This window comes from Micromonospora maritima, assembly GCF_902825405.1.
Classification (GTDB): Bacteria; Actinomycetota; Actinomycetes; order Mycobacteriales; family Micromonosporaceae; genus Micromonospora; species Micromonospora maritima.
Genome location: NZ_CADEAU010000266.1, coordinates 1 through 7,441, shown reverse-complemented (window position 1 = coordinate 7,441; position 7,441 = coordinate 1). Strand labels below are relative to the sequence as shown.

Genomic DNA, 7,441 nt, shown 5'->3' with positions numbered 1-7,441 from the left:
CGCGCCGGCCGCCCCGGTGCGTCGACGCCGGCACGGCGGGGCACCCGGGGTCGGTGGGCTTCGCTAGGGTCACGCGCATGGCTGAGAACTACACCGACCCGAGCGGCAACACCGCGCAGTTCCGCGCCTTCGTGGACGCGCCCGAGCCGGCCGCGCCCGCGGCCGCGCCGTCCCGGTTGCCGCTGATCGCCGGCCTCGCCGTCGCCGCCGTGGTGGTCGTCGCGCTGGTCGCCTGGGCCGCCCTGGGCTGATCGGGCGAGCCGGCTTCCGGTGTGCTCGTCCTGGGCCGGCGCTCCCGCTCCCGCCCCCGCCCCAGTTCCGCCGGGCATGATCAACACCAGTTCGGCGAGGTTGCCGCATCCAGGGCTCGATGACCCCGCCACTTCGGCGAGGTGGTGTCGATCATGGTTTGCGGTCCTGAGTCGGGCAGGCGGGACGGGTCAGGCGGCGAGCACCTCGCGGGTCTCGCGGGCGATCTCCCGCTCCTCGTCGGTGCCCACCACGAGCACGGTGACCTCGGCGCCGGCCGGGGAGATCACCCGGTCGCCGGTGCCGTCGTTGCGGCGCGGGTCCACGGCGACGCCGAGCCGTTCCAGACCGGCCAGCGAGGCCGCCCGGACCGGCGCGGCGTGCTCGCCGACGCCGGCGGTGAAGGCGATCGCGTCGACCCGTCCGAGCAGCGCGTAGTACGCCCCCACGTAGCCGGTGATCCGGCGGCAGTAGACGTCGAACGCCAGTGTCGCGCGCGGGTCACCGGCGTCCCGGCGGGCCAGCACCTCCCGCATGTCGTTGACGCCGGTCAGCCCGAGCAGCCCGCTGCGGTGGTTGAGCAGGTCGTCGATCTCGTCCACGCCCATCCCGCCCTCGCGGCGCAGGTGGAAGATGACGGTCGGGTCGAGGTCGCCGCTGCGGGTGCCCATCACCAGGCCCTCCAGCGGGGACATGCCCATCGACGTGGCCACGCTCCGGCCGCCCCGCACCGCGCACGCGCTCGCCCCGTTGCCCAGGTGCAGCGTGATCGTGTTCAGCTCGGCGTACGGCCGGTCGAGCAGCTCCGCCGCCCGCCGCGAGACGTACGCGTGCGAGGTGCCGTGGAAGCCGTACCGGCGCACGTCGTACCGCTCGGCGGTCTCCCGGTCGATCGCGTACGTGGCTGCGGCCTCGGGCAGCGTGTGGTGGAACGCGGTGTCGAAGACGGCGACCTGCGGGGTGTCCGGCAGCGCCTCCCGGGCCACCCGGATGCCGGCCAGGTTGGCCGGGTTGTGCAGCGGGGCGAGCGGGACCAGCTCCTCGATCGCGGTGACCACCGCCTCGTCGATCAGCACCGGGGCGCTGAACCGCCGTCCGCCGTGCACCACCCGGTGCCCGACGCCGGCCAGGCCGGTGAGGTCGAGCCGGTCGATGATCTCCCGGACCGCGCTCTCGTGGTCGGCCGGTCCGCCGCCGGGTTCGCCGACCCGCTCCACGGTGCCCTTGTCGAGGATCCCGTCGCCGTCGTAGAGCCGGTACTTGACCGACGACGATCCCGTGTTGAGGACCAGGATGCGGCTCACTCCGACGCCTCCGTGGCGGCCTGGATGGCGGTGATCGCCACCGTGTTGACGATGTCGGGCACGGTGGCGCCCCGGGACAGGTCGTTGACCGGGCGGCGCAGGCCCTGCATGACCGGGCCGACCGCGACCGCGCCGGCCGAGCGCTGCACCGCCTTGTACGTGTTGTTGCCGGTGTTCAGGTCCGGGAAGATGAACACGGTGGCCCGGCCCGCCACCTCGCTGTCCGGCAGCTTGGTGGCGGCGACCTGCGGGTCGATCGCCGCGTCGTACTGGATCGGGCCCTCGACCAGCAGGTCCGGTCGTCGCTCACGGACCAGCTTGGTGGCCGCCGCGACCTTCTCCACGTCCGCGCCGGCGCCGGAGCTGCCGGTCGAGTACGACAGCATCGCCACCCGCGGCTCGATGCCGAACCGGGCCGCGGTGTCGGCGGAGGAGATGGCGATGTCGGCGAGCTGGGCGGCGTCCGGGTCCGGGTTGACCGCGCAGTCGCCGTAGACCAGCACCCGGTCGGCGAGCAGCATGAAGAAGACGCTGGAGGCGACCGAGACGCCGGGCACGGTCCGGATGATCTCGAACGCCGGCCGGATGGTCGCGGCGGTGGTGTGCGTCGCCCCGGAGACCATGCCGTCGGCGTGGCCGGTCTGCACCATCATCGTGCCGAAGTAGTTGGGCTGCGCCACGATGTCGTGCGCCAGCTCCAGCGTCACGCCCCGGTGCGCGCGCAACTTCCCGTACGTGGCGGCGAACTCGTCCCGCCACTCGCTGGTGGCCGGGTCGACGACCTGCGCGTCACCGATGTCGACGCCCAGTTCCCTGGTCCGGCGGGCGATCTCGTCCGGACGGCCGAGCAGGGTCAGCTCGGCGACGCCCCGGCGCAGCAGCACCTCCGCCGCGCGCAGGATCCGCTCCTCGGCGCCCTCGGGCAGCACCAGCCGGCGACGGCGCGCCCGCGCCCGGTCGATCAGGTCGTTCTCGAACATCAGCGGGGTGACCCGGGCGGAGCGGGTGACCCGTAGCCGGCGGGCCAGGTCGTCGGTGTCCACGCAGCGCTCGAACGCGCCAAGTGCCGCCTCCACCTTGCGCGGGTTGGCCGTGCTGGGGCGGCCCTCGATCCGGCTCGACGCCGCGACCGTGTCGTAGCTGTCACTGGGCACCGACAGCACGGCCAGCCCGGTGTTCATCCGCTCGACCAGCCGCATCGCCCGCGGGTCGGGCTGCTCGCCCAGCGTGAGCACCAGCCCGGCCAGCGACACCTGCCCGGCCACGTGCGCGGCGCCGGCCGCGACCAGCAGGTCGGCCCGGTCGCCCGGGGTGATCACGAGCGCTCCGTCGGTGAGGTGGTCCAGCAGCGTCGGCACGTGCGCGGCGCCCACCACGTAGTCGAGCACGTCGCGGTCCAGCGCGGCCTGGTCGCCGGCGAGCAGGGTGGCGCCGAGCGCCGCCGCCACCTCGGCCACCGTCGGCGCCGACACGGTCGGCACCTCCGGGATCGCGTACGCGGGGACCGGCAGCTCGGGCAGCGTCATCGGCCCGGGCACGCGGTTGGCGACCACCGCGACCACCGTCGCGCCCAGGTCGGCCAGATCGTGGTACGCGCCCCGCAGCGCTGCCGCGATCGCCTCGGGCGGCTGCCCGAAGCCGTCCACCACGGGCACCACGACGCTGCCGAACTCGGTCGCCAGCCGGGCGTTGAAGGCCAGCTCGCGCGGGCCGGCGCCGTCCCCGTCGGCGAAGTCGCTGCCCACCACCACGACGGCGGGGCAGCGCCGCTCCACCTCCCGGTAGCGGGCCACGATCGCCGAGATCAGCTCCTCCCGCCGGCCGTTCGCGACCAGCTCGGTGGCCTCGGCGTAGGTGGCGCCGTGCAGCTCGCCGACCGGCAGCTCCACCCGGTAGCGCTCGGTGAGCAGGGCCAGGATCGGGTCGGCGCCGTCGCCGGCGACCAGCGGTCGGAACGCGCCGATCCGCCCGACCTGCCGGGACAGCAGCTCGGCCAGCCCGAGTGCCACCGTCGACTTGCCCCCGCCCGACCCCACACTGGTCAGGTACACGCTGCGCGCCACGACCTCACGCTACAAGATCGCGGTAACCCCCGCCCGGGTCCTTCGCCCCGTCCCACCCCTCCTCGCTGATCTTGCACTTCCGGCCCGCGAGACGCCCGTTTCGTGGCCTTCGCCGGGGCCGCAACCGCAAGATCGCGAGGGAGAAGGGGGCTAGTCGTCGTCTTCGTCGTCGAGGCGGGCCAGCCAGGTGGCGAAGCGCTCGATCGGGGTCTCGAACTCGGGGTTCAGGTCGACGAAGTCGCGCAGGCGCTCGCCGAGCCACTCCACGCTGATCTGCTCGTCGCCCCGGCGCTCGACCAGTTCCTCGATGCCACGGTCGGTGAAGTACACGGTGTTCCTCTCGTCGTACGGCAGCGGCCCGCCCCGATCGTCGGGGCGGGCCGCTGCGAGTGGTGTCACGGGCGGGGGAGAGCCGCCTCGATCAGCGCGTTCTGCTCGACCTCGTGCATCTTCGCCGAGCCGACCGCCGGGGCGGCGGCGGACGGGCGGGAGATGCGACGCAGCCGGACCTCGGGCAGGTGCTCCAGCAGGTTGAGCGCGACGAACGACCAGCCGCCCTGGTTGGCCGGCTCCTCCTGGACCCAGGCGAAGTCCTCGGCGTTCGGGTACTGCGCCAGCGCGGCCCGGACCTCCTCGACGGGCAGCGGGTAGAGCTGCTCCATCCGGATGATCGCGGTGTCGGTGACGCCCCGCTCCTGCCGGGCCTGGAACAGGTCGTAGTAGACCTTGCCCGAGCAGAGCAGCACCCGCTTCACCTGCTCCGGCGCCGGGGCGGCGGTGTCGGCGAGCACGGGCTGGAAGGTGCCCGTGGTGAAGTCCTCCACCGGCGACACGCAGAGCTTGTGCCGCAGCAGCGACTTCGGCGTGAACACCACCAGCGGCTTGCGCTTGGGCGACAGGGCCTGGCGGCGCAGCAGGTGGAAGTAGTTCGCCGGGGTGGTCGGGATGGCCACCCGCATGTTGTCCTCGGCGCAGAGCTGGAGGAAACGCTCCGGGCGGCCGGAGGTGTGGTCCGGACCCTGGCCCTCGTGGCCGTGCGGCAGCAGCAGGGTGACCGCGGAGCGCTGGCCCCACTTCACCTCGCCGGAGGAGATGAACTCGTCGATCACCGACTGGGCGCCGTTGACGAAGTCACCGAACTGGGCCTCCCAGGCCACCAGCGCGTTGACGTTCTCCACCGAGTAGCCGTACTCGAAGCCCATGGCGGCGTATTCGGAGAGCAGCGAGTCGTGGACGAAGAAGCGGGACCGCTCGCCGTCGGCGGTGAGCGACTTCAGCGGCAGGTAGTCGTCGCCGGTCTTCGAGTCGACCACCGAGGCGTGCCGCTGGACGAACGTGCCCCGGCGCGAGTCCTGCCCGGCGAGCCGGACCGTCACGCCGTCGTGCAGCAGCGAGCCGAACGCGATGATCTCGCCGAAGCCCCAGTCGATGCCGCCCTCGACGGACATCTTGCGGCGCCGCTCCAGCAGCTGCTGGATCCGCTTGTGCGGGGTGAAGCCCTCCGGCAGGTTGACGTGCGCCTCGCCGATCGCCTTGACCACGGCGGCGTCGGTGGCGGTCTCGACCTGCGGCTCCGGCTCGTCCTCCCGCTTCGGGCGGCTGAGCTGGCGCGGACTGGTGGCGGCGTCCCGGGTGGCCTTGAAGACCCGCTCCAACTGCCCCTGGTAGTCGCGCAGCAGCTCCTCGGCGTCCTCCACGGTGATGTCGCCGCGCCCGATCAGCTCCTCGGTGTAGAGCTTGCGGACCGACCGCTTCGAGTCGATGATCTTGTACATCTCCGGGTTGGACATCGACGGGTCGTCGCCCTCGTTGTGCCCGCGCCGGCGGTAGCAGACCATGTCGATCACGACGTCCTTGTTGAACGCCTGCCGGTACTCGAAGGCGAGCCGGGCCACCCGGACCACGGCCTCCGGGTCGTCGCCGTTCACGTGGAAGATCGGCGCCTGGATCATCCGGGCCACGTCGGTGCTGTAGAGGCTGGACCGGCTGTACTCCGGGGCGGTGGTGAAGCCGACCTGGTTGTTGACCACCACGTGCACGGTGCCGCCGGTGCGGTAGCCGCGCAGCTGGGACAGGTTGAGCGTCTCCGCGACCACGCCCTGGCCGGCGAAGGCGGCGTCACCGTGCACCGCCAGCGGCAGCACGGTGTAGCCCTCCAGCTTGAGGTCGATCCGGTCCTGCTTGGCCCGGACGATGCCCTCCAGCACCGGGTCGACGGCCTCCAGGTGCGACGGGTTCGCCACCACCGACACCTTGACCGCGTGCTCGCCGTCCGGGGTGGTGAACTTGCCGTTCTGGCCGAGGTGGTACTTCACGTCGCCCGAGCCCTGCGTGGAGCGCGGGTCGAGGTGCCCCTCGAACTCGGAGAAGATCTTCTCGTACGGCTTGCCGACGATGTTGGCCAGCACGTTGAGCCGGCCGCGGTGGGCCATGCCGATGACGACCTCGTCCAGCCCCGCCTCGGCGGAGGACTCCAGCACCTCGCCGAGCAGCGGGATCAGCGACTCGCCGCCCTCCAGCGAGAAGCGCTTCTGGCCGACGTACTTGGTCTGCAGGAAGGTCTCGAACGCCTCGGCGGCGTTGAGCCGGTTGAGCACGTGCTTCTGCTCGTCGGAGCTGGGCTTCTCGTACTTGCGCTCGACCCGCTCCTGGATCCAGCGGCGCTCCTCCGGGTCCTGGATGTGCATGTACTCGATGCCGACCCGGCGGCAGTAGGAGTCACGCAGCACGCCGAGGATCGAGCGCAGCTTCATCCGCTGCTGGCCGGCGAAGCCGTTGACCGGGAAGACCCGGTCGAGGTCCCACAGCGTCAGCCCGTGCTGGAGCACGTCCAGGTCGGGGTGCTTGCGGATCTTGAACTCGAGCGGGTCGGTGTCGGCCATCAGGTGGCCGCGCACCCGGTACGCGTGGATCAGCTCGTGCACCCGCGCGGTCTTGTTGATCTGGCCCTCGCTGTCGACGGCCACGTCGCGCATCCAGCGCACCGGCTCGTACGGGATCCGCAGCGAGGTGAAGATGTCGTCGTAGAAGCCGCGCTCGCCGAGCATCAGCTCGTGCATGACCTTGAGGAACTCGCCGGACTGCGCACCCTGGATGATCCGGTGGTCGTAGGTGCTGGTCAGCGTGATGACCTTGCTGACCGCGTTCTCGGCCAGGGTGGCCTCGCTCATGCCCTGGTAGGGGGCCGGGTATTCCATCGCGCCGACGCCGATGATGGCGCTCTGGCCCTGCATCAGGCGCGGGATCGAGTGCACCGTGCCGATGCCGCCCGGGTTGGTCAGCGAGATGGTGGTGCCGGAGTAGTCCTCCATGGTCAGCTCGTTGCGGCGGGCGCGCCGGACCACGTCCTCGTACGCCTGCCAGAACTGCCGGAAGTCCATCTGCTCGCAGGCCTTGATGGACGGCACGACCAGGTTGCGGGAGCCGTCCGGCTTGGCCAGGTCGATGGCGATGCCCAGGTTGACGTGCTCCGGGCGGACCATCGCCGGCTTGCCGTCGACCTCGGCGAAGGAGTTGTTCATCTCCGGGTGCTCGACGAGCGCCCGGACCATCGCGTACCCGATCAGGTGGGTGAAGCTGACCTTGCCACCGCGGCCGCGGGCCAGGTGGTTGTTGATCACGATGCGGTTGTCGACGAGCAGCTTGGCCGGGACCGCGCGCACGCTGGTGGCGGTGGGGACGGCGAGCGACGCGTCCATGTTCTGGACGATCTTGGCGGCCACACCGCGCAGCGGGGTGGTGCCGGCGGCGCTCGCGGTCGGCGCCTTCGCGGCCGGCTTGGCCGGGGCGGCCTTCTTCGCCGGGGCCGGCTCAGGCGCCTTCGCC

At 72.0% G+C, this 7,441-nt stretch carries 5 protein-coding genes; 1 reads left to right on the top strand and 4 read right to left on the bottom strand.

Annotated elements, in window-relative coordinates:
• Positions 1-77: 77 nt before the first annotated feature.
• Entirely contained in the window at positions 78-251 is a 174-nt protein-coding gene (locus HUW36_RS21155; RefSeq protein WP_174529756.1) for a hypothetical protein, read from the top strand.
• 189 nt (positions 252-440) lie between these two features.
• On the opposite strand, the gene HUW36_RS21150 is transcribed toward HUW36_RS21155, so the two are convergent.
• From HUW36_RS21150 to HUW36_RS21135, 4 genes are all read right to left on the bottom strand, one after another.
• Entirely contained in the window at positions 441-1,553 is a 1,113-nt protein-coding gene (locus HUW36_RS21150; protein ID WP_174529755.1) for an acetate/propionate family kinase, read from the bottom strand.
• Positions 1,550-3,616 carry a phosphate acetyltransferase gene (gene pta, locus HUW36_RS21145; protein ID WP_174529754.1) on the bottom strand — a complete coding sequence of 689 codons (2,067 nt, stop codon included), beginning with the start codon at positions 3,614-3,616 and terminating at the stop codon, positions 1,550-1,552. The genes HUW36_RS21150 and pta overlap by 4 nt, the downstream gene beginning before the upstream one ends.
• 150 nt (positions 3,617-3,766) lie before the next feature.
• Entirely contained in the window at positions 3,767-3,946 is a 180-nt protein-coding gene (locus tag HUW36_RS21140; protein WP_174529757.1) for a DUF6104 family protein, read from the bottom strand.
• 65 nt (positions 3,947-4,011) lie between these two features.
• On the bottom strand, positions 4,012-7,441 hold a 3,430-nt coding region (locus HUW36_RS21135; RefSeq protein ID WP_174529753.1), incomplete at its 5' end, for a multifunctional oxoglutarate decarboxylase/oxoglutarate dehydrogenase thiamine pyrophosphate-binding subunit/dihydrolipoyllysine-residue succinyltransferase subunit.

Excerpts from the sequence above, each read along its gene's own strand:
- HUW36_RS21155 (WP_174529756.1), top strand. The coding sequence starts at position 78 with ATGGCTGAGAACTACACCGACCCGAGCGGCAACACCGCGCAGTTCCGC.